Below are 22943 nucleotides of genomic sequence, written 5' to 3' on the forward strand. Positions count from 1 at the left end.
GTCGTCGCGTTCGCGCGTCAGTCGGGAAGGACGAATCAGAACGACGCGCAGGCCGGTACGAGCGTGATGCCGACCGAGTCCTGCCGGAAGCGCTCGCGGTACGCGTGCCGGATCGCCGCGAGCCGCGCGTGCGTATCGGCGGTATCGTCGGCGACGATACGGACCACGAAACTCGCTTCGCCGATGATCCGGCCGGTGGCGCGGTCGCGCCATTGGCCGCGGGTGTCCCAGACCGTGAAACCGTCCGGAAAGCGCGGCGTGACGACCTCGGCAAGGAAGGCCGCGCGTTCCGCATCTGTGACGGGGCCGCGTCCCGCGATATCGCGCCCGAACAGCAGGTCGGCTTGCAGCATCCGGTGCATGTCCGGCTGCAGGCAGCCAACGGAAGCGTCGACGACGGGCGAGGGCGGGGCCGCGCAACCGGCAAGCAGCGCGACCGCTGCAGCGCCGATCACCTGCCGCGTACGACGTTGCCACGCCGCGGGCCATGCGTTCGGTGGCGCTATCTGCCTATTTCGCGTCCTGCGCGCTTCGCGCGCGTAAAACGCTGCGCGCTCAACCACTTGCGTGCTTGTCCGGCGGGTTATCAACAGGGCTGTCAACATAAACTGGGGATAACCCTGAGTATCGTGCGCGGGTTCAGTGCTGCAGTTTTGCGTGCGCGAGATGCATGCCGAGCGTCGCGGGATCGGTGTTCGTGCCCGACAGCAGCACGCCGACCCGCTTGCCCTGCAGCGTTTCGCGCAGCGGGCCGAGCAGCGCCGCGAGCGCTGCCGCGCACGCCGGCTCGACCGACAGCTTCAGTTGCGAGAACAGGAACAGCATCGCCGCGCGCAGCGCGTCGTCGGACACCGTGACGATGCGGTCGACGTGGCGCCGGCACAGCTGGTAGCTGTACTCCTCGGTGTGCGGCGCCATCAGCGAGTCGGCGATGGTCTGCATCGCGCTCATCTGGATCGTGTGATTCGCCGCGAAGCTGCGGCTCATCGCGTCGGCGCCTTCAGGCTCGACGCCGTACACGTGCACGCGCGGATTCGCGAGCCGCAGCGCGGTCGCCATGCCGGCCGCGAGCCCGCCGCCGCCGATCGGCACGATCACCGCGTCGAGATCGGGCGTCTGCGTCGCCCATTCGTAGCCGAGCGTCGCGGTGCCGAGAATCGTGTGATAGCCATTGAACGGATGGATGAAGAAGCGACCTTCCTCGGCCTCGATCCGCCGCACGACGTCGAATGCCTGCGACGCGCTGCCGGCGAGCACGACTTCCGCGCGGTACTGCTTGCACTGCGCGATGCGCGCCGGGCTCGCGGTATGGAACATCACGACCGTCGCGCTGCTGCCGAGCCGCATCGCCGCATACGCGACGGCCGCCGCGTGATTGCCGGCCGACACGCACGTGACGCCGGCGTTCTTGCGCGCTTCGTCGAGGGCCAGCAGGTTCGTGAACGCACCGCGCGCCTTGAAGCTGCCGCTCACCTGCAGCAGCTCGAACTTGAAGTTGACGTGCGTGCCCTCGAGGGACGGCAGGTCGGCACGCTCGAACACGGGCGTGCGCGCGACCCACGGCGACAACGCGAAATGCTGCGCGGCGATTTCGTCGAGCGTCGGAATCGGTTCGCCGTCGATCGTCGTATGGGCAGTGCGCTGTTGGTCAGTCGACATGACGTGGCGGGTGGCAGGAGGGGGCCGGCCCGCACACGCAGGCCGGCGTGGCGGGGGCAGTCAGTGTGCGTCGACCGACATGCTGCGGATGAACTTGCGCAGGAACTGCTCGCAGGCGGCGAGCTGCGCGAGCTCGACATACTCGTTCGGCTTGTGCGCCTGTTCGATGTTGCCGGGCCCGCAGACGATGCTCGGGATGCCCGCGCGCTCGAACAGGCCGGCTTCCGTGCCGTAGGCGACCTTGCGCTTGTCCTGGTCGGCCGTCAGCGCGCGCACCAGCTGCGTGATCGCGGCCTGTTCGGTCGCGTCGAGCCCGGGCGCCGCGGCGATCTTCGAGAATTCGATCGCCGCGTTCGGATGCTCGCGAAGCATCTGCGGCAGCAGCGTTTCCCGCGCATACGCTTCGATGCGCGCGAAGATCTGCTCGGGATCGAGCGTCGGCAGGTTGCGGAACTCGAAGTCGAACCGGCATTCGGCCGGCACCGTGTTGATCGCGTTGCCGCCCTGGATCGTGCTCGTCTGCGCGGTCGTGAACGGCACGTCGTACAGTTCGTCGAACGGGCCTTCGGCGCGAAAGCGCTCGGCGATGTCGCGGATGTGGCAGATGAGGCGTGCCGCATATTCGATCGCGTTCAGGCCCTTCGGCGTCAGCGACGAGTGCGCCGCGTGGCCGCGCACGCAGCAGCGGTACGCGTTGATGCCCTTGTGCGCGATGATCGGCCGCATGCTGGTCGGCTCGCCGACGATGCAGCCGGACGGCTTCACGCCGCGCTTGACCAGATCGGCGATCAGCAGCGGGGCGCCCGCGCAGCCGATTTCCTCGTCGTAGGACAGCGCGAAATGAATCGGCTTCGCGAGCTTCGTCGCCTGCATCTCCGGCAGCAGCGCGAGCGCCGCGCCGATGAAACCCTTCATGTCGCACGTGCCGCGGCCGTACAGGCGGCCGTCGCGCAACTCCGGCTCGAACGGGTTGCTGTCCCACTGCTGGCCGTCGACCGGCACGACGTCGGTGTGCCCCGACAGCACGATGCCGCCGTCGGTCGAGCCGTCGTGCGCGGGCACGGTCGCGAACAGGTTGGCCCAGCCTTCGCGCGGATCGTGCGTGAGCGTCGACTGGATGCCCTTCGCGGCGAGCGCGTCGCGCACCGTTTCGATCAGGCCGAGGTTCGGCACGCGGCTCGTCGTGTCCATCGACACCAGCTGCTTGATCCAGGGCAGGCTGACGAGCGAGGCGTCGCCTTCGGTTGCGGCGGACGGCGCCGGCGCGTCGAGAGTGGACATGGCAAAACTCCGTCTGAGGAATGGGAAAATCATACTCAAAAACGCGCCGGCCCGCCTTCGCCGGCCGCGATGCGGTGCAGCATCGCGGCCGTGCCGTCAGCGTGCCGCGCTCGTCGCGTCGGCGCGCGGGGCGAGCGCGCGCAGCGTTTCCTTGATCGTCGACACGCGGATCGCGAGATCGGGCGAGCGCGTCTCGATGCGCAGCTTGTCCTGGCCCGCGAGCTTGATGTGCCGGTGCTTCTGCACCATCTCGATGATCCGCATCGGATCGATCGGCGGGTTCGGCTCGAACTGCAGCCCGATCGCGGCCTCGCTCGCGTCGATCTTGACGATGCCGAGCGGCTTCGCGGCGAGCCGCAGCCGGTGCGTCTCGACGAGCGCGTGCGCCTGCGGCGGCAGCTTGCCGAAGCGGTCGATCAGCTCTTCCTGGATGCCGTCGATCGCGTCGCCGTGCTCGCAGTTCGCGAGCCGCTTGTACAGCGACAGCCGCTCCTGCACGTCCACGCAGTAGTCGGCCGGCAGGATCGCGGGCGCGTGCAGGTTGATTTCCGTCGTCGCGGCGAGCGGGGCCGTGAGATCGGGCTCCTTGCCGTTCTTCAGCGCCTTCACGGCGTCGTTCAGCATGTCGGTATACAGCTGGAAGCCGATCTCGTGGATCTCGCCCGACTGCTTGTCGCCGAGCACCTCGCCGGTGCCGCGGATCTCGAGGTCGTGCATCGCGAGATAGAAGCCCGAACCGAGTTCCTCCATCTGCTGGATCGCCTCGAGGCGGCGCTGCGCCTGCTTGGTCAGCGACTGCGGGTCGTGGACCAGCAGGTATGCGTACGCCTGGTGGTGCGAACGGCCGACGCGGCCGCGCAGCTGGTGCAGCTGCGCGAGGCCGAACTTGTCGGCGCGGTGCATGATGATCGTGTTCGCGCTCGGCACGTCGATGCCGGTCTCGATGATCGTCGTGCACAGCAGCACGTTCGCGCGCTGCGCGACGAAATCGCGCATCACGCGTTCGAGCTCGCGCTCGTGCATCTGGCCGTGCGCGATCACGATCCGCGCTTCGGGCACGAGCTCCTCGAGCATCGCCTTGCGGTTCTCGATCGTCTCGACCTCGTTGTGCAGGAAATACACCTGGCCGCCGCGCTTCAGCTCGCGCAGCATCGCCTCGCGGATCACGCTTTCCTCCTCGCGGCGCACGAAGGTCTTGATCGCGAGCCGCTTCTGCGGCGCGGTCGCGATCACCGAGAAGTCGCGCAAGCCCTCGAGCGCCATCCCGAGCGTGCGCGGGATCGGCGTCGCGGTCAGCGTCAGCACGTCGACTTCCGCGCGCAACGCCTTCAGCGCTTCCTTCTGGCGCACGCCGAAGCGGTGTTCCTCGTCGATGATCACGAGGCCGAGGCGCTTGAACTGCACGTCCGACGACAGCAGCTTGTGCGTGCCGATCACGATGTCGACGCTGCCTTCGTTGATCTGCGCGATCGCCGCGTTCACTTCCTTCGCGGTCTTGAAGCGCGACAGCTCGACGATGCGCACCGGCCAGTCGGCGAAGCGGTCGGCGAAGGTCTGCGTGTGCTGCTCGGCGAGCAGCGTGGTCGGCGACAGCAGCGCGACCTGCTTGCCGCCCATCACCGCGATGAATGCGGCGCGCAGCGCGACCTCGGTCTTGCCGAAGCCGACGTCGCCGCACACGAGGCGGTCCATCGGCTTGCCGCTCGTCATGTCGCCGATCACGGCCGCGATCGCCGCGGCCTGGTCGGGCGTTTCCTCGAAGCCGAAGCTTTCCGCGAACTGCACGTAGTCGCGCGGCTCGAGCGCGAACGCGTGGCCCTCGCGGGCCGCGCGGCGCGCGTACAGGTTCAGCAGCTCGGCCGCCGTATCGCGGATCTGCTGCGCGGCCTTGCGCTTCGCGCGCTCCCACTGGCCCGAACCGAGCGCGTGCAGCGGCGCGCTGTCAGGATCGGCGCCGCTGTAGCGCGAGATCACGTGCAGCTGCGCGACCGGCACGTAGAGCTTGCTGTCGCCCGCGTATTCGAGATGCAGGAACTCGGTCTCGCCTTCGCCGAGATCCATCGACACGAGGCCCATGTAGCGGCCGATGCCGTGCTGCGCATGCACGACCGGATCGCCGACCTTCAGCTCCGACAGGTCGCGCACCATCGCGTCGACGTTGCTCGCCTGTTCCTGGCGGCGGCGCCCGGCGCGGCGGCCGAGCGCGCCGTACAGCTCGGTTTCGGTGACGATCGCGTAGCCTTCGCCCGGCACCGCGAAGCCGCTCGCGAGCGGCGCGACGCCGAGCGCGAAGGGCGCGTCGCTTTCGAGCCAGCCCGCGAAGTGGTCGTTCGACGCCGGACGCAGGCGATGCTCGGCGAGCAGTTGCAGGATCGTCTCGCGGCGGCCGGCCGATTCGACCGTCAGCAGCACGCGCTTGCCCGACGCTTCGACGAAGGTGCGCAGCGCGGCGAGCGGATCGTCCGCGTGGCGGTCGACGGTGAGCTCGGGCAAGGCCGTCGCCCAGCCGCCGGCCGGCTGCGCGGGCAGCACGACGCGCGCGAACGGCTTCGCGAACGCGAAGAAATCCTCGTCGGACAGGAACAGCCGCTGCGGCTCGAGGATCGGCCGCTCGCGGTCGTGCGCGAGGAACGCGTGACGCTGCTTCGTATCGGCCGTGAAACGGCGGATCGACGCTTCGAGGTCGCCGGCGAACACGAGGTGCGCATCCTGTGGCAGGTAGTGAAACAGCGTGGCCGTCTCGTCGAAGAACAGCGGCAGGTAGTACTCGATGCCGGCCGACGGCACGCCGTTGCCGATGTCCTTGTAGATCGGCGCGCGGCTCGGGTCGCCTTCGAAGGTCTCGCGCCAGCGGCTGCGGAAGGCCGTGCGCGCCGCTTCGTCGAACGGAAACTCGCGGCCGGGCAGGAGGCGCACGTCGCGCACCGGATAGAGGCTGCGCTGCGTATCGGGATCGAACGCGCGGATCGAGTCGACCTGGTCGTCGAACAGGTCGATCCGGTACGGCAGCGGCGAGCCCATCGGGTACAGGTCGATCAGCGAGCCGCGCACGCAGTATTCGCCGGGCCGCACGACCTGGCTCACGTGCTCGTAGCCGGCCAGCGTGAGCTGCGCCTTCAGCTTCGCCTCGTCGAGCCGCTCGCCCTGCGCGAACGCGAACGTGTACGCGGCCATGAACGACGCGGGCGGCATCCGGTACAGCGCGGTGGTCGCGGGCACCAGCAGGATGTCGCAGCGGCCCTCGCCGAGGTCGTGCAGCGTCGCGAGCCGCTCGGAGACGAGATCCTGGTGCGGCGAGAACGTGTCGTACGGCAGCGTTTCCCAGTCCGGCAGCAGGCGCACGCGCGCCTCCGGCGAGAAGTAGCGGAGTTCCTGCGACAGCCGCTGCGCGTCGACCGCGTTCGCGCAGATCACCGCAAGGAGCGGGACCGCGTCGCGGTTGTCGGCGAGATAGCGGGCGATGGCGAGTGCGTCGGCGGAGCCGTGCGCGCCGTCGAAGGCGAACCGCTGGCCCGGCTTGACGCGGGCGACGGGCGAGGCGAACGGGGTGGAAGCGTTGTCTGGCATAGGGACGGCAGGGGTGGCGGGCACGGGCGCGACGCGGCGCGCCGGTCGAGACGAAAGACCTATTATAAAATCCGCTTCTCGATTTCATCTTTCCGGCGTTTCCCCTTCGTGACTCCCCGACTTTTCGCCCTGATTCCTTGCGCCGGCACGGGCAGCCGTTCCGGTTCGGCCGTGCCGAAGCAATACCGCACGCTGGCCGGCCGCGCGCTCCTGCATTACACGCTCGCCGCGTTCGACGCGTGCAGCGAATTCGCGCAGACGCTCGTCGTCCTCGCGCCCGACGACACGCACTTCGATGCGCGCCGCTTCGCGGGCCTGCGCTTCGCGGTGCGCCGCTGCGGCGGCGGCTCGCGGCAGGCGTCGGTGCTCAACGGGCTGCTCGAGCTGGCCGAATTCGGCGCGACCGAGCAGGACTGGGTGCTCGTGCACGACGCCGCGCGCCCCGGCATCACGCCCGAACTGATCCGCACGCTGGTCGCGACGCTGAAGGACGACCCGGTCGGCGGCATCGTCGCGCTGCCGGTGGCCGATACGCTCAAGCGCGTGCCGGCCGGCGGCGACGCGATCGCGCGCACCGAGTCGCGCGACGCGCTGTGGCAGGCGCAGACGCCGCAGATGTTCCGCATCGGCATGCTGCGCGACGCGATCCTGCGCGCGCAGCGCGAAGGGCACGACCTGACCGACGAGGCCAGCGCGATCGAATGGGCCGGCCATACGCCGCGCGTCGTGCAGGGCAGCCTGCGCAACTTCAAGGTCACGTACCCGGAAGATTTCGCGCTCGCGGAAGCGATCCTCGCGCGCCCCGCGAACGCTTCCTGACTTTCACCTCATCTCAAACCGGATTACGCATGGACTTCAGAATCGGACAAGGCTACGACGTGCACCAGCTCGTCCCGGGGCGCCCCCTCATCATCGGCGGCGTGACGATTCCGTACGAGCGCGGCCTGCTCGGCCACTCGGACGCGGACGTGCTGCTGCACGCGATCACCGACGCGCTGTTCGGCGCGGCGGCGCTCGGCGACATCGGCCGCCATTTCTCCGACACCGACGCGGCGTTCAAGGGCGCGGACAGCCGCGTGCTGCTGCGCGAATGCGTCGCCCGCGTGAAGGCGGCCGGCTTCACGATCCAGAACGTCGACAGCACGGTGATCGCGCAGGCGCCGAAGCTCGCACCGCACATCGACGGGATGCGCGCGAACCTTGCGGCCGATCTCGGCCTGCCGCTCGAGCGCGTGAACGTGAAGGCGAAGACCAACGAGAAGCTCGGCTACCTCGGCCGCGGCGAGGGCATCGAGGCGCAGGCCGCCGCGCTGCTGGTGAAGCAGGGCGCGTGAGCGCCTGACGCCGGTCCGAAGCGGCGCGCAGGTTGCGCCGCCGGAATGAAAAATGCCACGCGCTTGCGTGGCATTTTCGTTTTGCGGCGCGATCCGGCGCGCTTGACCGCCGTATCGCGCTGCCGTTCGCGTGGCTGCTTATTCGCCTTCGGCGGCGATCACCTGCGCGGCGGCGTTGATCACCGACGCGATGCGGCCGACGTCGCGCAGCTGCGTCGTCGTCATGCCTTGCTCGTTCTTCAGCAGCGCGTAGTGCGACTTCACGCAGAAGTGGCATTTGCCGACGATCGACGCGGCGAGCGCGTACATCTCGAAGCGGCGCTTGTCGACGCCGCCGTGCGACGCATACGCGCCCATCCGCAGCTCGGCGCGCTGCGTCTTCAGGTCGGCATCGTCGGCCATCTCGACATACGGATACCAGGTGTTGTTCATCCCCATCAGCGCGGCCGCCGTCAGCACGGCGTTCGTCTCTTCGGGCGACAGCACGCCGGCTTCGCGGATCGTCTTCACGAGCACGGTGCTCTTCGCCGCGACCGCCGCCGCCAGCGCGACGCCGACTGCATCGGTGCCTTCGAGCGACGAGCGCGAGATCGTGCCGTCGAGGTTCAGGCGAATGTCCTTCGCGTAGTCGGGGATACGTGCCTTAATCGAATCGATGAATTCCATTGATATCTCCTATGGGTTGGCCGTTAAAAAAGCCCGCAGGCAGGACGTGCGCCGCGGGCTTCGTGCATCGATGCGCTTACAGCGTTGCGCCGCCGACTGCACGGTTGCACGGGCACAGTTCGTCCGTTTGCAGGCCGTCCAGAATGCGCAGGACTTCTTCCGGGCTACGGCCGACGTTCAGGTTGTTCACCGAGACGTGCTGGATCGTGTTGTCCGGATCGACGATGAACGTTGCACGCAGGGCCACGCCGGCTTCCTTGTCGCGCACGCCGAGCTGGTCGATCAGCTCGCCCTTGACGTCGCCGAACGAGTAGTGGTTCAGCTTGTCGAGGTCCTTGTGCTCACGGCGCCATGCGAGCTTCACGAATTCGTTGTCCGAGCTGCCGCCGAGCAGGACGGCGTCGCGCTCTTCGAACTGCTTCGTCAGCTTCGCGAACTCGACGATTTCCGTCGGGCACACGAACGTGAAATCCTTCGGATAGAAGTAGATGATCTTCCACTTGCCCGGGAACGACGCTTCGGTGACGGTCTCGAACGCCGACTGGCCGTTTTCCTCGTGATTGTTGAAGCCCGGCTTCGCGGCTACGACGGTGAATGCTTCGAGTTTATCGCCCACGGTTTTCATGCGGATACTCCTGTGTGAGTTGGGAAGAAGACTGAGTCAAGCTACCTCGGTGCTGCAACGTTGATGTGACAGCATGGGCACGACTATAACACTATTAATAAGTCACTTCAATAGTTTTTGACTAACGATTCCCATAGTTTTTTTCAACCGCGCCGATAGTGTGACGCGCAAGAAGCGTGCGCGAACGCGTCACGCCGTCGCACGCGCCTTGCCGGCGCCGGGGAATTCGAGCGTGACTTCGAGGCCCGCTTCGGGGCTGCGGTTGCGCAGGCGCAGCGCGCCGCGATAGCGGCCGACGAGGCGCAGCACGATCGCCATGCCGAGCCCCGTGCCGTCCGCCTTGGTGCGCGCCGTGTCGACGCGGTAGAACGGCCGCATCACGAGCGGCAGCTGGTCCTCTGGGATGCCCGGGCCCTCGTCGCTCACCGACAGCTCGACACGCGCGTGCGTCACGCGCGTCTCGAGCGTGATGCGGGATACGCCGTCGTCGCGGCTCTGGCCGTATTTGCGCGCGTTCTCGACGAGGTTGCCGATCACGCGGCGCATGTCGGTTTCGTCGGCTTCGATCACGGCGGTCGGCGCGAGCCGCGTGCGGATCTCGACGCCGTCCTCGCCCGACACGCGCGCGGCGACTTCGTGCGCGATCGACGACAGGTCGACCGGCTCCGGCTTGCGCTGGGTCGGACGCGCGTAGTCGATGAAGGCCGCGATGATGCGGTCCATCTGCTCGATGTCGTCGACCATCGCGTCCTTGGTCGCCTGGTCGGACGGGCTCATCTCGGTTTCGAGGCGCAGCCGCGCGAGCGGCGTGCGCAGGTCGTGCGAGATGCCCGCGAGCATCAGCGCGCGGTCGGCCTCGAGCTGTTCGAGGTCGCGCACCATCTGGTTGAAGCTGCGGTTGGTGTCGGCCGCGACGCCCATACCGCGCTCGGGCAGCAGCTCGGGCGTCTGGCCCGAGCCGATCTGCCGCGCGGCGAGCGCGAGCCGCGAGAACGGCCGGTTCACGAGGCTCGTGATGAACGCCGAGCCGAACAGCGACAGCGCGAGCGCGAACAGGCCCCAGCCGGCCCACTGCAGGCCCGTGACGCTGTCGAGCTGGTCGCGGTCGAGCGCGACCCAGTAATCGTCGTCGTCGATCTTGAAGCTGATCCACACGCCGGGGATGTCGTTGACCGACTGCGCGATCACGGTATCGTCGCCGAGCCGGCTGCGGATGTCGTGTTCGATCAGGCGGTTCAGCGATTCGTCGGGCTGCAGCTTGAACTTGTCGGTCTTTTCGCGCGGGTACACGCGCACGCCCTCGTTGCTCTCGAGATCCTGCAGCAGCGCGCGGCGCAGATCGGGATCGGAATAGAGCAGGGCGGTGCGCGTGAGCTTCACGATCGCGACGAGCTGGAGCGCGACGCGCTGCGCGCGCGGCTCGCGCTCGATCACGCGAAAGCTCTGGAACCACGCGGCGAGACTGACCGAGATCAGCAGCGCGATCAGCAGGAAGGTGCGCCAGAACAGCCCGCCGAACGCGAGCTGCAGGAGGCGCCGGTCGATACGCATGGGACGGGCCGTGGACGGGCGAAACCGGAAAGAGAAAAGATCAGGCGGCGCCGTCCGGAATGAACACGTAGCCGAGGCCCCAGACGGTCTGGATGAAACGCGGGCTGCCCGGATCCGGTTCGATCAGCTTGCGCAGACGCGAGATCTGCACGTCGAGGCTGCGGTCGAACACTTCGTATTCACGGCCGCGCGCGAGCTCCATCAGCTTTTCGCGCGACAGCGGCTGGCGCGGATGGCGCGCGAACACCTTCAGCACCGAGAATTCGCCGGTCGTCAGCGGAATTTCCTGGCCCGACTTCGTCAGCGTGCGCGTCGCGAGGTTCAGCGAGAACTCGCCGAACTCGAACACCTCGGTGGTTTCCGACGGCGCGCCCGGCAGTTCGGCCGGCGCCTGGCGGCGCAGCACCGCGTGAATGCGCGCGACGAGTTCGCGCGGGTTGAACGGCTTCGGCAGGTAGTCGTCGGCGCCCATCTCGAGGCCGACGATGCGGTCGACGTCCTCGCCCTTCGCGGTGAGCATGATGATCGGCGTGCGGTCGTTGCTGCCGCGCAGGCGGCGGCAGATCGACAGGCCGTCTTCACCCGGCAGCATCAGGTCGAGCACCAGCAGGTCGAAGCGCTCGCGCACCCAGAGCTTGTTCATCGCGGTCGCGTTCTCCGCGACGTACACGTTGAAACCCTGCTCGCCGAGATAGCGGCGCAGCAGATCGCGCAGGCGCGGGTCGTCGTCGACGACGAGAATCTTGGAGGGGTTTTTCGTTTCCATGAGCGGCATCTTATCGCGAATGGGAAATCACGCACGGTCGCGTATTTTCGCGCGTTACAGTCCGTTACAAAATTTACCCGTAGTGTCGCGCGGAGTAAAGGCAGGCTATAGAGATTCCTTTACTCGAAGCTGAAATTCGGTAGATACTCCCCTGCACTCCATCTTTCATCTTTGTACACCCGAATTCCGCAGGGTTTTTCAAGTACCAGAGGTAACCGGTTGCCGCGTGACGAAGGGAACAAATCGACCAAAGAAGCGAGGACGGTCATGCGATCTGCCCGGATTGCACTGATGCTGACGATCGCACTTGCCGGTCCATATGCGTCGAACTTCGCGTATGCGCAGCGCGCCGAGCAGGGCGCCTCGTCGCGCAAGCTGCCGCGCGGCAAAGCGCCGCAGCCCGACCGCGCCGCCGACATGGCGGTCCGTTCCGCCGTGCCTCCCGATCTCGATCAGCACCGTCGCGACGGGCACATGACGCCCGAGGAGCGCCACCTGCTGCGCCAGCACATCGAGGACGCCGTTCGCGAGCTGTACAAGCGCTGACACGCACGCGCGTTCGCACGGCGCGGAAAGATTCCGTAGCAATTTTTCGGTCAACTTTCGGATGCGTGCCGCCGTTGAACCGGCATCCGCACCGCCGGTGCGCTCCGGGAGTCCACGACGATGAAAGCGAACGCTGCCGCCCCGGCGCCGTCGCCTGCCATGCAGTCGCCGCTCGATGCCGACGACGCACTGTTTTTCCTCAGCCGCACCGGTTTCTCTCCCGCGCCCGCCGACGTCGCGCGCGTCGTCGGCATGACGCGCGCGCAGGTCGTGGCCGACACGCTCGGCAGCGTGCGGCGCGAGCCCGTGACGACGTGGCCCGACTGGATCGCCGAGCTGCCGCCGGCGCGCGCGCAGCGTCAGGCGCTGACGCCCGACATGCGCCGCGACGAGCAGCGCGAGCGCAATGTCCGCTACGATGCGCTGCGCGCCGCGTGGGTCAACGAGATGATCGTCACGCCGTCGCCGCTCACCGAGCGCATGACGCTGTTCTGGCACGGGCACTTCACGTCCGGGCAGGACAAGGTCCCGTATCCGCAGACGATGGCCGCGCAGAATGCATTGTTTCGGCGCGAGGCGCTCGGCAACTTCGGCACGCTGCTGCATGCGGTCGCGAAGGATCCGGCGATGCTCCAGTATCTCGACGGCGCGAGCAACCGCAAGGGCCGCCCGAACGAGAATTTCGCGCGCGAGGTGATGGAGCTGTTCACGCTCGGCGAAGGGCATTACTCGCAGCGCGACGTGACCGAAGCCGCGCGCGCGATGACCGGCTGGAGCGTCGATCCCGATACGCTGCGCTTCGAGGTGCGGCCCGACTGGCACGACGCGGGCGACAAGACGATCCTCGGCGAGACCGGCGCGTTCGACGGCGACGGGTTTCTCGACATCCTGTTGAAGCGGCCCGAGACGGCAAGCTTCATCGCCGGCAAGCTGTGGCGCGAATTCGTGTCCGATACGCCCGACGCCGGCGCGCTCGATGTCGTGGCCGAGCGGTTTCGCGCCAGCGGCTACGACATACGCGCGGCGCTCGCCGCGCTCTGGTCGACCGACGCATTCTGGGATCCGCGCAATCGCGGCGTGCTCGTGAAGTCGCCGGCCGAGTTCGTCGTCGGGTCGGTGCGGCTGTTCGACGTCGCGTACGGCGATCCGCAGACGCTCGCGAATACCGTGCGCACGCTCGGGCAGAACCTGTTCTATCCGCCGAACGTGAAGGGCTGGCCGGGCGGCGCGATGTGGATCAACAGCACCACGCTGCTGGCGCGCAAGCAGTTCGTCGAGCAGTTGTTCCGCGCGACCGAGACGGCCGGCATGCGCTCGCCCGCGCATGCGATGGCGCCGCCGTCGCCGAATGCGCGGGCGCAAGCGATACCGGTTGCGGACGCCGCGTCGGTTGCCGGCATGCGCGGCGCGCCGGTCAAACCCGCGCGCGGCGGCCTGCGATTCGACCTCGAACGCTGGCTCGCGCAGTATCGTGCGCGGCCGCAGGCGATTGCGGGATTGTCGACCGAGCTCCAGCTGCAGCACGCGGTGCTGCCGGTGTCGCCGGTCGCGGCGATCGATACGGACTCGACCGGCAGCGCGTATCTCGAGGCGCTGCTGATGGATCCGGCCTATCAACTGAAATGACTGAAACGACGACGAACAGGCACGCTGCCGCGGTGGCCATACCGCACGGCGAGCCGAAGGATGCACGATGAACCGACGTGATTTTCTGACGCTGACCGGCGCCGCGGCCGCGGCGGGCGTGTCGTTGTGGCAGCCGCCCGCGCAGGCGGCATCGATGGTCGCGGCCGGGCGCCAGCCGGCGGCCGGTTATGCGAACGTGCTGATCCTCGTCGAGCTGAAGGGCGGCAACGACGGCCTCAACACGGTGGTGCCGTATGCGGATCCGCTCTACTACCAGTTCCGCCGCAGCATCGGCATCAAGCGCGACCAGGTGCTGCAGCTCGACGCGCAGACGGGGCTGCACCCGTCGCTCGCGCCGTTGATGCCGCTGTGGCGCGACGGACAGGTCGCGATCGTGCAGGGCGTCGGTTATCCGCAGCCGAACCTGTCGCATTTCCGCTCGATCGAGATCTGGGACACCGCGTCGCGCTCGGACCAGTACCTGCACGAAGGCTGGCTCACGCGCACGTTCGCGCAGGCGCCGGTGCCGCCCGGCTTCGCGGCGGACGGCGTCGTGCTCGGCAGTGCGGAAATGGGACCGCTCGCGAACGGCGCGCGCGCGATCGCGCTCGTCAATCCCGCGCAGTTCATCCGCGCGGCGCGGTTGGCCGAACCGTCGTCGCTGCGCGAACGGAACCCGGCGCTCGCGCACATCATCGAGGTCGAGAACGACATCGTGAAGGCGGCCGACCGGCTGCGCCCGCGCGGCGGGATGCGCGAGTTCAGGACGGCCTTTCCGGCCGGTACGTTCGGGACATCGGTGAAGACCGCGATGCAGGTGCTCGCGGCATGCGAGGCGTCGGGGCCTGGCGCGCAGGACGGCGTCGCGGTGCTGCGGCTCACGCTCAACGGTTTCGATACGCACCAGAACCAGCCGGGGCAGCAGGCGGCGCTGCTCAGGCAGCTCGCGGAAGGGATGAGTGCGATGCGCGGCGCGCTGGTCGAGCTCGGGCGCTGGAACCAGACGCTCGTGATGACGTATGCGGAATTCGGGCGTCGCGTGCGCGAGAACCAGAGCAACGGCACCGATCACGGTACCGCCGCGCCGCATTTCGTGATGGGTGGCCGCGTGGCCGGCGGGCTGTACGGCGCGGCGCCGGCACTCGGGCATCTCGACGGCAACGGCAACCTGCCGGTCGCGGTCGATTTCCGCCAGCTCTATGCGACCGTGCTCGGGCCGTGGTGGGGGCTCGATGCGACGCACGTGCTGCAGCAGCGCTTCGAGACGCTGCCGCTGCTGAAGGTGTGAGGCGGTCGTGCGTGACGGGGCGGATCAGCGGCGGCGTGCGGCGCGCCACGCGATCCACAGCTTGCGGATCGGCGTCAGCGCGATACGCTGGTGCAGCACCTGGTAGCCGTCGCGCTCGATTTCGTCGAGCAGCGCGCCGGCCAGTGCGATCTGCGCACGCAGCGTGCGTTGCGCGCGGCGTTCGGACGCGGGGATCGCCGCGTCGGCGGCGGCGAGCGCTTCGCGCGCGCGGGTCGTCTGAAACTGCAGCAGCTCGGTGAAGGCCGGGCTGTAGCGGCGATTCAGCAGGTCGGCCGCGGTCACGTTGTAGCGTTGCAGTTCGTCGATCGGCAGATAGATGCGGCCGTGGCGCGCATCGTTGCCGAGTTCCTGCACGAATTGCGCGAGCATCAGCGCGTGGCCGGCCTGCGCGGCCCACGGTTGCGGTTCGGCCGGATTCGCGGCGCTTGCGCGCGCGACCAGCGACGCGAAGGTGCCGCCGACCTGCGCGATGTAGCGCTGCAGGTTTGCGAAATCCAGGTAACGCGCCTGTTCCAGATCCATCCCGTAACCGTTGACGAGCGTGCGCAGCGCGTCGGTTTCTGCCCCGATCGCCGGGTGGTGCTGCGCGAGCGCCTTCGTGACCGGGTGCGACGGTTCGCCGGCGGCGAGCGCCGCGAGTTCCTTGTGCCACCACGCGAGTTTCGTGTGTCCGACGGTCGGATCGCTGGTTTCCTTGACGGTTTCCTCGAGTTCGCGGCGCAGCGCGAACAGGGCCGTCAGGCGCGGTGCGGCGGCGAGCGGCGCCTGGCGCAGCGCGTAGTAGACGCTGGAGCCCGCGGGGGCGGCCTTTTGCTGACAGTAGTCGTCGAAGTTCACGGGTGGGATCGTGGCGGAGGCGGGTTCGGGGGGCGCGTGCCGGCGCGTGGCCGGCACGTCGAGCGCGGCATTCTAGCACCGCTGTCCGACGGGCGCCGGCGGGGCGAGACAATGCTGCGCAGATCGGGTAGAATCTCGCGCTCGCCTGATCGGGCGTGCCGGTTTTCGGGTTTTCGGGCCGGCATGACGCCCGGGCGCGTGGAGCACGCTTCTTGCGTGCCGCGGTCAGGCGACAGGAATGCGCGTGAGTGGCGAAATTGGTAGACGCACCAGGTTTAGGTCCTGACGCCCGCAAGGGTGTGCCGGTTCGAGTCCGGCCTCACGCACCAACTCAAGTTCCGGTTTGTTCCCGAGAACTCTTGAAACCCGCGATAGCTAAAGGCTTCGCGGGTTTTTTCATTCTGCGATGTTCCGGTCATTACCGGTTGAAGCTGGGGGCAAGTTGGGGCAACATTGGGGATAACACAGATGTTCGTCCCGTCCCAGTCATGGAGTTGCCCCCATGCCGCTGACTGATACCGCTATCAAGAATGCCAAGCCTGCCGCGAAGCCTACGCGCTTGTTCGACGGCGGCGGCTTGTACCTGGAAATTTCTCCCGCTGGTGGGAAGTGGTGGCGATTGAAGTACCGCTTCGGCGGCAGGGAAAAGCGGATTTCTCTTGGGGTCTATCCCGATGTCTCGCTACAAACGGCGCGCAAGCGCCGCGCCGAGGCGCGCGAGCGTCTCGCGGTAGGGACTGATCCGGGAGAGGTGAAGAAGGCGGACAAGCGCGCCGCCAAGCTGGCAGCGTCGAATTCATTCGAGGCTGTCGCGCTCGCTTGGATGGAGGAGCGCCGCGCTTCGGTCGAACCCGCGCAGTACGAAAAGACGCTGGCGCGGTTCAGGAACGATGTGTTCCCGTGGATCGGCAAGCGGCCAATTGCCGAGATCGACGCTCCGGAGGTGCTTACGCTGCTCAAGCGTATTGATTCGCGAGGCGCGCGCTATACGGCTCATCGAGTACGTGCGGAACTCAGTCAGGCGTTTCGATATGGCATCAAGGAAGGTTACTGTAAGGCCGATCCGGCACGTGACCTGCTCGGAGCAATTCCATCGACACGCACGATTCACTTCGCCTCTATCACCGAGCCGATCAAGGTGGGCGAAATGCTACGCGCGTTCGACGGCTTCACCGGTACTTTTCCCGTTCTCTGCGCGCTCAAACTGGCCCCTCTGCTGTTCGTACGCCCCGGTGAGCTGCGGAAGGCTGAATGGTCGCAACTCGATCTTGACAAGGCCGAGTGGCGTTATCTCGTTACGAAGACGAAGACCGATCATCTCGTGCCGCTTGCGACTCAGGCGGTCGCGATTCTCCGTGAGTTGCACTCGCTGACCGGAGGCGGTCGCTACTTGTTTCCTGGCGCGCGCGATCGGAATCGCCCGATGAGCGATGCCGCTATCAATGCCGCGCTGCGTCGACTCGGCTACGACACACGTACTGAAATAACCGGACACGGATTCCGCGCGATGGCCAGAACGATCCTCCATGAGGAACTTGAGCAGAAGCCGGAAGTAATCGAGCATCAGCTCGCGCACGCGGTTCCTGATGTGCTCGGCGGCGCATATAACCGGACGCGGTTCATCAAGGAACGCCGGGCGATGATGCAGAAGTGGGCCGATTACCTCGACCGGCTCAAGACGAAGTCGGCGACCACTGTTCCGTAGGGATGTGGAGTCGCTGAGATTGCCGCCACACTGATAGCCGGTCCCGCGGTACCGAATTCCGAACGCGGCGAACCAAACTCACACCTGACCGGTTCTGAATTTCTGCCAGATGAAGCGATTCGCAAAGCATAGGCGCAGGCAACGATCCGTCTTCAGCTTGAGGTGCTTGCGCTGGAAATGGCACGCAGTTTGTTGGCGGCCTATGAGGAGTGCGACGATTGAGCAATAGAACGTCGCACGACCGACGCGAGACGCGACGTATGTGCCGTAAAGGCCGTGACACCAGGTTGACTATCCTCTCGCCGGCTTGTCTTTGATGTCGACGGAGACGCACATTAGCGGATCACCGCGAGCGGGAGAGTCGGGCGGCTCGAGCCGCAGAAGAAAGTCGAAATATCGTTCAGTGAGCTTGCCAAGTTGCTCCTGCACCGCACCAAGTCTGATCAGGCATTGGGCGTCCCAGTTCATGCCCACGACGAGTTCGTTCGTTTCGCAGTTCCACTCGCTCAGCAGAATCACAGCGGCCCGAGCGTTTTCTTCGGCAAACCGCTCGATACGCTGCTCAATGTAGCGCACGTCGTCACGCATGAGCGTGCCGGAGATGCGCAGCGACACGGTGTGTGCTACTTCATCGTGCCTCAGATATACCGTCGCGATACCGCCCAGATGTCGGGACACCCGATCAAGCTGTTCGTCTTCCAGATCGTCCTGGACGGGCAGCGCACCCGACAAGACGTAGCGTGCTGGTTCTTCCATCGTATCCTCTGCTGATTCGGTTATCCTAGGCCTGCGGTTGGCGATGGCGTATTAAGTCGCGCGCGTCAGGTCGCCGGCAGCCGGAATCTTTCGAGAATCTGCGCTTGGCGTCGCAGGAAGGCTTCGAGTTGCAGGTGCTCGTAGGCGAGTTCCTCAAGCAGCTCGACGTGTTCGGCGAGGCCGACGGGAACAAACGACGGCTCTCCGTACCTCACGCGTTTGAAGATGGCACCGGTCCGCGCCCATTTTTGGGAGAATTCTTCCAGTGTGTCTTCGACCGACTCCGCTTCGTCGTCGGTGAGCGCGCCGCGAATACGGGTCATAAAGGAGTGCGTGACAACGTCGGTGGCGAAATAGACGTTGGCGGGATTCGCGATGCTCTCGGCGAACTGCTGGGCGTGACTGTGCCGAAAATTGTCGAGAACGGACAACGTGCCGCAGATTTCGTAGGTAAATGGCATAGTGCCTCCGGGACGAGGGACTACCGTCTTTGGGACTCGCCGCATATCCCCGCTACCATCGGCAGTCGATTGATCATATTCACTAGGCTAGGTTTCAATCGGACATATGTCAACGAAAAATTCACAAGCGGACATATTGTCCGTCCGCCTGAAATTGGAGCGGAAACGACTCGGCTTGAACCAAACCGAGTTTGCTGCCGCGGGCGGCGTTCTCCAGCACGCCCAAGTCAACTACGAGAAAGGGGCCAGATTCCCGGATGCCAGCTACTTGGCGGGAATCGCTGAGGTCGGTGTGGACGTCCAATATGTGCTTACTGGCCGGGTATCTGATTCCGCAACGCTCGCTCTCACTATCGACGAGGAGAGACTTCTGGCCGGCTTCCGTGACTTGAAGACTCGAGAAAAGCGGGGTGTGTTAGCCCTGGTGAGCGCCATCACCGGAACGCCATCCGGTGATCAAGAGAATGGCCTCACAGAGACGTAATCTCGATTTCAACGACGTTGTTGGAGCACCCTCGCAAACGCGAAGGTCGGCGATTGACCGACCAATTACTGGCCGGCGATGGACCCGGTAGTGAGATTGCACGGCTCATCCCAGGCATTACGGTGCGTTAACGGCCGAGCTTACACAAGTATGGTCGGATCGCGCGTTGCCTCGACGTGGAGCCTCACTTCGATACCCGTGTGAACGAACTCCTCACGACTAATGTCTCATCCCGCTACATCGCCGACGCGCCACCAATTGTATGCATGGCGCCCAAAACCGGCGCAAGCCTATCCTGCAGTCACTCATTTTTCATCTTGTTTTCTCTGCCGAGGGTGACTTCCGTATGCGCTATGTGCAAGCCATGCGCATTCTGAAATCGCGTCCGTGTAATTGCCGTGTGCGGCGCGTTTGATGCAGCGGTGTGAAGAAGTGAGCCCCGCATACACGATCGCATGATCCCGAGCGCATCACGTTTAAACGCTTGGAGAATGCCTGAACGCATGTCTTGAGTGATTGATGCGTCCGACACACCGCGTCGCGTCGTGCCGGTGGTACTCGAGTTTGGTCCGCAGTGGCGCGACGGTGAATGTCTGCGTAACGCCGGTGCACGCGTGTAGCGCTGGCGTTGAAAGGGCCGGGCAGAAGAGGTGAATGCCGAGTGCGCGCCGATGGCATCGAATGCGTTCTGGATTGTTCTTCAGCGCGAATCGATGGGCAGCAGTGTTCACTGCAATTCGTGTCTATACGTGCGCGAATGAGAAGCCAGATGAGGCGTCTGACGAGAAAAAATATTTCTTGTTCCGTCATATTCCTATGTATTCCTATGTATTCCGTTTGCTTCGAAAACGACATAGAACGAGGGTTGACGGAGCGTAAATGCGTGCGCAAGATGCAGTGAAGGGTGTGCGTCGGAGGTCGTCATGTCGGTTGCCAGAAGATTTACTCGAGGACAGTGGGCAGCGTTCGGTCGTAGGCTGGATGCGCTGCCGGAAAAACCGAAAGACGCGCAACCTGTCAGGGTGGGAGACGGTGTCAAATCTATACAGACACAGATCGTGGCGGCGCGGGAGAAGGGATATACGTTGTATGAACTGATAGAGCAGGCCGCGCAAGAAGGCATCGACGTGAATCTCAATTCGCTGAGATATGCGATGCGCCGTGCGGACGGAAAGGGAAGGGTTCGGCGAGGCAATCGAGACACGGCACGAGAGCAGGCGACAGCGCCTGCTCGAGGCAGGAAGTCAGCACGGGCCAATGCGTCACGCGATAACCCGCCGCGCACGGGAATGCAGCAGAAAGAGAACACGGGGACAACCAGGCCGGGGCAACAGGTACAGGGCTTTCTTGGATTTCCGATCAGCCCGGATACCGAGAACTTGTAGAGGTCTCACATGGCAAGGCAAAATCCCCCTATCTACATGGTTGGTGGTAGCAAGGGTGGTGTCGGCAAGAGTTTTGTGACGCTGGCACTGGTCGATTACCTTCGACGCACGGATTTCAACGTCGTGCTGGTGGAGACGGACACGTCCAATCCTGATGTCATGAAAGCGGTCCATGCCGAAATCGAATGCGCGTCATGTAATTTGGACGATGTCAGTGGCTGGATCGATTTTGTTAATTTCTGCGATACGCACCGGGATGCGATCGTTGTCGTCAACACGGCAGCCCGGAGTCAGGCGGGTGTCGAGCAGTACGGTGGAACGCTCGCTAACGTGCTCGATGAGCTCGCCCGGCGTCTGGTCGTGTTGTGGGTCATCAACCGGCAACGCGATAGTCTCGAATTGCTGCTCAAGTTCGGCGCGACGTTTCCGAACGCAATCACGCATGTTGTGCGCAACGGCTACTTTGGTTCGCCAGAGAAATTCACCCTTTATCGGGACTCGCAATTACGCAACGCCGTTGAAGCACAAGGCCAATCGTTGGATTTTCCCGACCTTGCGGATCGCGTCGCGGACGAGCTGCGTAGCCAGCGTCTGTCGGTCGGGAAGGCGGCGCAAACGATGCATATTGGTGAGCGGGCGGAACTGCTGCGCTGGCGTGCGATATACGGCACGATGTTCGCCAAGCTGACAGATCATGTGCAATTGGCGCGGTGAGGTCGCCCGGTGCGCTCGCGCGCCTGTTACTCGAGGTCGGAACGTCCCGGTCGGTGAGAATATTCGGGAACCGCGCAAACTTCGCCAACTACCGTTTGCTAGCAGTGATATGGCTTATATGACGGACTTAAGGAGAGCCTGTCAGGAAAAAATCGAATAGTTATCCTGACGGGCTTGGTTTGAGTAGGGCGACGCGATGCCGCCCTACGGCACTTACACTTTCATTTGGCGCATGGCGTCGGCCAGCATCCATAGGGCGCGATTGAGCTTTACGTTCTGGTCGATTCCGGTAACGGGGCGTGTGGACATTGCACGCCCGGTGCGCGAGCGTCCATGCAGCCCACCTTTCGTGAGATTTTCCTGCACCCGGTTAAACACCGTCCAGAGGTCGTCGCGGCGATCCTCGAAACGGCGGGGAGCGAGCAACTGGCTTTCAGTGATCGGGGCAGGAGCCTCGGCATCGGTTGGATCGTAGCGTAGCGCGAGCGCGGAGCGGGCGAACGCATGCTGCTCGTCACGGTTCAGCGAAACGTCGCGCATGCCTTCCTTTTGTTCGCGAATCAGCTCGAAACCGTCGAGCACGTCGAACGCACCATTGATGACGTTCTGAATGATGTTCCCTTTGTGCGGCACGCGAATATCGGCGACGTCGTCGCCCGCGACCATGCCATTCTGGCAGACAAAACGCAGCAAGCCGGCGAGCATCTGATAGCTACTCGTGCCGTCGTGCGAGTTCAACAACACGATTTCGTTGGCTTCGTCGCCATTGATCTGCTCGGCGTGGCGAAGGCGAAGCATGTGCTTCGTGTAGTCGCGCTTGCCCGGATCGCGCACGCGGGTCTGGCAGATCATGAACGGCTGAAAGCCTTCATTGCGCAGTCCGCGTAATACGTCGATGGTCGGTATGTAGGTGTAGCGCTCCGAGCGACTTTCATGCTTGCTGTCCGCGAAGATGGACGGAGCAACGCGGCGAATCTGATCGTCCGACAGGGGCGAGTCGGCACGAAGCATCGGGGAGCTGTAATGGAAAGAAGAAGCGAGTTGCATAGCAATCTCCACAGCACAAGGGTTGAGCGGCGGGCTGTGGGATGGCCTTGCCGCTTACGCGGAAAACCCTCCCGGTGGGACTCGGGGTTGGCTTCTTGCTTGTGCCTGGCACCCAGGTTCCTGCCCGTGCGACCCAAGGAGCCGAGGGCGGCACGGTGTCAAGGAACGCGGCGAGGGATGGTGCGGGCAACACGGTCCCTCGCCCCTTGATGCCGTGCCGCCCTCGGCTACGGTCGCGGGATAGGGCAGGAACCAGGGTGCCAGGCGCACGCCGAGGCAAGAGTTCGATGAGAAGAATAGCGAGGTTCAGGGTTATTCACAGTTTCCCGGGGCAGTGTTTGCAGCGCATCGTGAAGTGTCATCGGTTTGCAAGACAAGCAGGTCGTGCCCGGGGGGGCGATCGTAAGAAGTCCAGTGCGTTGGCATCAGACCGCTACAATCCTATCCATCGCGCATGGGAACTGTGACCGGGCTCCATGATCTCGTGCGAGCACAGTCAGGCACAGGGAGACCAACTTGGCCATTTTTCACCTCACAGCACGGGTCGCGTGGCACGACGCCCGTTGGAACGGCACCGTCTGCCGCGCCCCTTCGTGCAATTCATTCTGCACGGCCCTGGACCGG

General features: G+C 65.2%; 21 protein-coding genes and 1 tRNA gene. 10 read left to right on the forward strand and 12 right to left on the reverse strand.

Features of this window, described 5'->3' with window-relative positions; translation table 11 throughout:
- Nucleotides 1–35: 35 nt before the first annotated feature.
- The 4 genes from U4Z64_RS07520 to mfd form a co-directional block, all read right to left on the reverse strand.
- Nucleotides 36–506, reverse strand: coding sequence for a DUF3574 domain-containing protein (locus U4Z64_RS07520; protein WP_321819638.1), 471 nt, complete (start codon nt 504–506; stop codon nt 36–38).
- A gap of 133 nt (nt 507–639) precedes the next feature.
- Nucleotides 640–1659 carry a threonine/serine dehydratase gene (locus U4Z64_RS07525; RefSeq protein ID WP_321819572.1) on the reverse strand — a complete coding sequence of 340 codons (1020 nt, stop codon included), beginning with the start codon at nt 1657–1659 and terminating at the stop codon, nt 640–642.
- A gap of 60 nt (nt 1660–1719) precedes the next feature.
- On the reverse strand, nt 1720–2940 hold the full coding sequence (argE, locus tag U4Z64_RS07530) for an acetylornithine deacetylase (RefSeq protein WP_321819573.1): 1221 nt from the start codon (nt 2938–2940) through the stop codon (nt 1720–1722).
- 96 nt (nt 2941–3036) lie between these two features.
- Nucleotides 3037–6507, reverse strand: a complete 3471-nt coding sequence (mfd, locus tag U4Z64_RS07535) for a transcription-repair coupling factor (RefSeq protein WP_321819574.1) — start codon at nt 6505–6507, stop codon at nt 3037–3039.
- 108 nt (nt 6508–6615) lie between these two features.
- On the opposite strand from mfd, the gene ispD reads away from it, so the two are divergent.
- Together ispD and ispF are read left to right on the forward strand one after the other, a co-directional pair.
- Complete coding sequence (gene ispD, locus U4Z64_RS07540; RefSeq protein ID WP_044843724.1) at nt 6616–7326, forward strand: 2-C-methyl-D-erythritol 4-phosphate cytidylyltransferase; 711 nt, start codon at nt 6616–6618, stop codon at nt 7324–7326.
- A 29-nt stretch (nt 7327–7355) separates the two neighbouring features.
- Nucleotides 7356–7841 carry a 2-C-methyl-D-erythritol 2,4-cyclodiphosphate synthase gene (gene ispF / locus U4Z64_RS07545; protein WP_044843723.1) on the forward strand — a complete coding sequence of 162 codons (486 nt, stop codon included), beginning with the start codon at nt 7356–7358 and terminating at the stop codon, nt 7839–7841.
- Between the two features lie 138 nt (nt 7842–7979).
- Here ispF and U4Z64_RS07550 read toward each other — a convergent pair whose 3' ends face one another.
- From U4Z64_RS07550 to ompR, 4 genes are all read right to left on the reverse strand, one after another.
- Entirely contained in the window at nt 7980–8507 is a 528-nt protein-coding gene (locus tag U4Z64_RS07550) for a carboxymuconolactone decarboxylase family protein (protein WP_044843722.1), read from the reverse strand.
- A gap of 76 nt (nt 8508–8583) precedes the next feature.
- On the reverse strand, nt 8584–9132 hold the full coding sequence (locus U4Z64_RS07555) for a peroxiredoxin (protein WP_006478563.1): 549 nt from the start codon (nt 9130–9132) through the stop codon (nt 8584–8586).
- 189 nt (nt 9133–9321) lie between these two features.
- Nucleotides 9322–10683, reverse strand: coding sequence for an ATP-binding protein (locus tag U4Z64_RS07560; protein WP_044843721.1), 1362 nt, complete (start codon nt 10681–10683; stop codon nt 9322–9324).
- A gap of 40 nt (nt 10684–10723) precedes the next feature.
- The gene (gene ompR / locus U4Z64_RS07565) at nt 10724–11458 is read right to left on the reverse strand and encodes a two-component system response regulator OmpR (RefSeq protein ID WP_004192636.1); all 735 of its coding nucleotides are present in this window, start codon (nt 11456–11458) and stop codon (nt 10724–10726) included.
- 258 nt (nt 11459–11716) lie between these two features.
- Here ompR and U4Z64_RS07570 point away from each other — a divergent pair, with 258 nt between their 5' ends.
- The 3 genes from U4Z64_RS07570 (at nt 11717) to U4Z64_RS07580 (ending at nt 14909) form a co-directional block, all read left to right on the forward strand.
- Nucleotides 11717–11995 (forward strand): hypothetical protein, encoded by a 279-nt coding sequence (locus U4Z64_RS07570; protein WP_321819639.1) that lies wholly within the window; start codon nt 11717–11719, stop codon nt 11993–11995.
- Between the two features lie 120 nt (nt 11996–12115).
- Entirely contained in the window at nt 12116–13621 is a 1506-nt protein-coding gene (locus U4Z64_RS07575) for a DUF1800 domain-containing protein (protein ID WP_321819575.1), read from the forward strand.
- Between the two features lie 67 nt (nt 13622–13688).
- A complete protein-coding gene (locus tag U4Z64_RS07580) occupies nt 13689–14909 on the forward strand; it encodes a DUF1501 domain-containing protein (RefSeq protein ID WP_321819576.1) in 1221 nt (406 codons plus the stop codon).
- Nucleotides 14910–14933: 24 nt separating this feature from the next.
- On the opposite strand, the gene hpnD is transcribed toward U4Z64_RS07580, so the two are convergent.
- Complete coding sequence (gene hpnD, locus U4Z64_RS07585; protein ID WP_321819577.1) at nt 14934–15767, reverse strand: presqualene diphosphate synthase HpnD; 834 nt, start codon at nt 15765–15767, stop codon at nt 14934–14936.
- A 242-nt stretch (nt 15768–16009) separates the two neighbouring features.
- On the opposite strand from hpnD, the gene U4Z64_RS07590 reads away from it, so the two are divergent.
- Nucleotides 16010–16096, forward strand: a tRNA-Leu gene (locus U4Z64_RS07590).
- Between the two features lie 173 nt (nt 16097–16269).
- Entirely contained in the window at nt 16270–17472 is a 1203-nt protein-coding gene (locus U4Z64_RS07595) for a tyrosine-type recombinase/integrase (protein WP_321819578.1), read from the forward strand.
- A 291-nt stretch (nt 17473–17763) separates the two neighbouring features.
- Here U4Z64_RS07595 and U4Z64_RS07600 read toward each other — a convergent pair whose 3' ends face one another.
- On the reverse strand, nt 17764–18228 hold the full coding sequence (locus U4Z64_RS07600) for a hypothetical protein (RefSeq protein ID WP_321819579.1): 465 nt from the start codon (nt 18226–18228) through the stop codon (nt 17764–17766).
- Nucleotides 18229–18293: 65 nt separating this feature from the next.
- Nucleotides 18294–18689 (reverse strand): hypothetical protein, encoded by a 396-nt coding sequence (locus U4Z64_RS07605; RefSeq protein WP_321819580.1) that lies wholly within the window; start codon nt 18687–18689, stop codon nt 18294–18296.
- A 175-nt stretch (nt 18690–18864) separates the two neighbouring features.
- On the opposite strand from U4Z64_RS07605, the gene U4Z64_RS07610 reads away from it, so the two are divergent.
- The 3 genes from U4Z64_RS07610 to U4Z64_RS07620 all read left to right on the forward strand — a co-directional run bounded on the left by U4Z64_RS07610 (nt 18865) and on the right by U4Z64_RS07620 (nt 21272).
- Nucleotides 18865–19173 carry a helix-turn-helix domain-containing protein gene (locus U4Z64_RS07610; protein ID WP_415750555.1) on the forward strand — a complete coding sequence of 103 codons (309 nt, stop codon included), beginning with the start codon at nt 18865–18867 and terminating at the stop codon, nt 19171–19173.
- Between the two features lie 923 nt (nt 19174–20096).
- Complete coding sequence (locus U4Z64_RS07615) at nt 20097–20558, forward strand: hypothetical protein (protein ID WP_321819582.1); 462 nt, start codon at nt 20097–20099, stop codon at nt 20556–20558.
- A 9-nt stretch (nt 20559–20567) separates the two neighbouring features.
- Entirely contained in the window at nt 20568–21272 is a 705-nt protein-coding gene (locus U4Z64_RS07620) for a protein mobD (protein WP_321819583.1), read from the forward strand.
- A gap of 213 nt (nt 21273–21485) precedes the next feature.
- Here U4Z64_RS07620 and U4Z64_RS07625 read toward each other — a convergent pair whose 3' ends face one another.
- A complete protein-coding gene (locus U4Z64_RS07625; protein ID WP_321819584.1) occupies nt 21486–22319 on the reverse strand; it encodes a DUF932 domain-containing protein in 834 nt (277 codons plus the stop codon).
- Nucleotides 22320–22943: the final 624 nt, after the last annotated feature.

Source organism: Burkholderia sp. BCC1996, from assembly GCF_905339955.1.
Classification (GTDB): Bacteria; Pseudomonadota; Gammaproteobacteria; order Burkholderiales; family Burkholderiaceae; genus Burkholderia.

Bases quoted from the DNA above. Each gene is read 5' to 3' on its own strand.
- U4Z64_RS07620 (WP_321819583.1), top strand. From the start codon at position 20,568: ATGGCAAGGCAAAATCCCCCTATCTACATGGTTGGTGGTAGCAAGGGT.
- U4Z64_RS07595 (WP_321819578.1), top strand. From the start codon at position 16,270: ATGCCGCTGACTGATACCGCTATCAAGAATGCCAAGCCTGCCGCGAAG.
- U4Z64_RS07600 (WP_321819579.1), bottom strand. From the start codon at position 18,228: ATGGAAGAACCAGCACGCTACGTCTTGTCGGGTGCGCTGCCCGTCCAG.
- U4Z64_RS07580 (WP_321819576.1), top strand. From the start codon at position 13,689: ATGAACCGACGTGATTTTCTGACGCTGACCGGCGCCGCGGCCGCGGCG.
- U4Z64_RS07615 (WP_321819582.1), top strand. From the start codon at position 20,097: ATGTCGGTTGCCAGAAGATTTACTCGAGGACAGTGGGCAGCGTTCGGT.
- U4Z64_RS07525 (WP_321819572.1), bottom strand. From the start codon at position 1,659: ATGTCGACTGACCAACAGCGCACTGCCCATACGACGATCGACGGCGAA.
- U4Z64_RS07605 (WP_321819580.1), bottom strand. From the start codon at position 18,689: ATGCCATTTACCTACGAAATCTGCGGCACGTTGTCCGTTCTCGACAAT.
- U4Z64_RS07625 (WP_321819584.1), bottom strand. From the start codon at position 22,319: ATGCAACTCGCTTCTTCTTTCCATTACAGCTCCCCGATGCTTCGTGCC.
- ispF (WP_044843723.1), top strand. From the start codon at position 7,356: ATGGACTTCAGAATCGGACAAGGCTACGACGTGCACCAGCTCGTCCCG.
- argE (WP_321819573.1), bottom strand. From the start codon at position 2,940: ATGTCCACTCTCGACGCGCCGGCGCCGTCCGCCGCAACCGAAGGCGAC.
- U4Z64_RS07575 (WP_321819575.1), top strand. From the start codon at position 12,116: ATGAAAGCGAACGCTGCCGCCCCGGCGCCGTCGCCTGCCATGCAGTCG.
- ompR (WP_004192636.1), bottom strand. From the start codon at position 11,458: ATGCCGCTCATGGAAACGAAAAACCCCTCCAAGATTCTCGTCGTCGAC.
- U4Z64_RS07550 (WP_044843722.1), bottom strand. From the start codon at position 8,507: ATGGAATTCATCGATTCGATTAAGGCACGTATCCCCGACTACGCGAAG.
- U4Z64_RS07555 (WP_006478563.1), bottom strand. From the start codon at position 9,132: ATGAAAACCGTGGGCGATAAACTCGAAGCATTCACCGTCGTAGCCGCG.
- U4Z64_RS07560 (WP_044843721.1), bottom strand. From the start codon at position 10,683: ATGCGTATCGACCGGCGCCTCCTGCAGCTCGCGTTCGGCGGGCTGTTC.
- mfd (WP_321819574.1), bottom strand. From the start codon at position 6,507: ATGCCAGACAACGCTTCCACCCCGTTCGCCTCGCCCGTCGCCCGCGTC.
- U4Z64_RS07570 (WP_321819639.1), top strand. From the start codon at position 11,717: ATGCGATCTGCCCGGATTGCACTGATGCTGACGATCGCACTTGCCGGT.